Origin of the sequence: Bacillus sp. lyk4-R2A-2 (assembly GCF_030209735.1) — a bacterium.
Classification (GTDB): domain Bacteria; phylum Bacillota; class Bacilli; order Bacillales; family Bacillaceae; genus Bacillus; species Bacillus pumilus.
In genome coordinates this window covers 1-1,390 of the sequence record NZ_JARVRK010000013.1, presented here as the reverse complement: position 1 = coordinate 1,390, position 1,390 = coordinate 1, and the positions used below count along the sequence as shown (strand labels likewise).

Sequence of the window (1,390 nt, the reverse complement as noted above, 5' to 3'; positions counted from 1 at the left end):
CTTCACATTAGAATATAGGTTAAGTCCTCGATCTATTAGTATCTGTCAGCTCCACGTGTCACCACGCTTCCACCTCAGACCTATCAACCTGATCATCTTTCAGGGATCTTACTTCCTTGCGGAATGGGAAATCTCATCTTGAGGGGGGCTTCATGCTTAGATGCTTTCAGCACTTATCCCGTCCGCACATAGCTACCCAGCGATGCCCTTGGCAGAACAACTGGTACACCAGCGGTGCGTCCATCCCGGTCCTCTCGTACTAAGGACAGCTCCTCTCAAATTTCCTGCGCCCGCGACGGATAGGGACCGAACTGTCTCACGACGTTCTGAACCCAGCTCGCGTACCGCTTTAATGGGCGAACAGCCCAACCCTTGGGACCGACTACAGCCCCAGGATGCGATGAGCCGACATCGAGGTGCCAAACCTCCCCGTCGATGTGGACTCTTGGGGGAGATAAGCCTGTTATCCCCGGGGTAGCTTTTATCCGTTGAGCGATGGCCCTTCCATGCGGAACCACCGGATCACTAAGCCCGACTTTCGTCCCTGCTCGACTTGTAGGTCTCGCAGTCAAGCTCCCTTGTGCCTTTACACTCTGCGAATGATTTCCAACCATTCTGAGGGAACCTTTGGGCGCCTCCGTTACATTTTAGGAGGCGACCGCCCCAGTCAAACTGCCCACCTGACACTGTCTCCCTGCCCGATAAGGGCAGCGGGTTAGAAGGTCAATACAGCCAGGGTAGTATCCCACCGATGCCTCCACCGAAGCTAGCGCTCCGGTTTCCAAGGCTCCTACCTATCCTGTACAAGCTGTACCAACATTCAATATCAGGCTGCAGTAAAGCTCCACGGGGTCTTTCCGTCCTGTCGCGGGTAACCTGCATCTTCACAGGTACTATAATTTCACCGAGTCTCTCGTTGAGACAGTGCCCAGATCGTTGCGCCTTTCGTGCGGGTCGGAACTTACCCGACAAGGAATTTCGCTACCTTAGGACCGTTATAGTTACGGCCGCCGTTTACTGGGGCTTCAATTCGCACCTTCGCTTACGCTAAGCGCTCCTCTTAACCTTCCAGCACCGGGCAGGCGTCAGCCCCTATACTTCGCCTTACGGCTTCGCAGAGACCTGTGTTTTTGCTAAACAGTCGCCTGGGCCTATTCACTGCGGCTTCTCGGGGCTTTAACACCCTAAGAAGCACCCCTTCTCCCGAAGTTACGGGGTCATTTTGCCGAGTTCCTTAACGAGAGTTCTCTCGATCACCTTAGGATTCTCTCCTCGCCTACCTGTGTCGGTTTGCGGTACGGGCACCTCTCACCTCGCTAGAGGCTTTTCTTGGCAGTGTGGAATCAGGAACTTCGCTACTAAATTTCGCTCGCCATCACAGCTCAGCCTT

1 rRNA gene is annotated in these 1,390 nt (G+C 54.3%); it reads right to left on the bottom strand.

Annotated features, from left to right (window positions below):
• Positions 1 to 15 precede the first annotated feature (15 nt).
• Positions 16 to 1,390, bottom strand: a 23S ribosomal RNA gene (locus tag QRN39_RS17970); the annotation flags it as partial.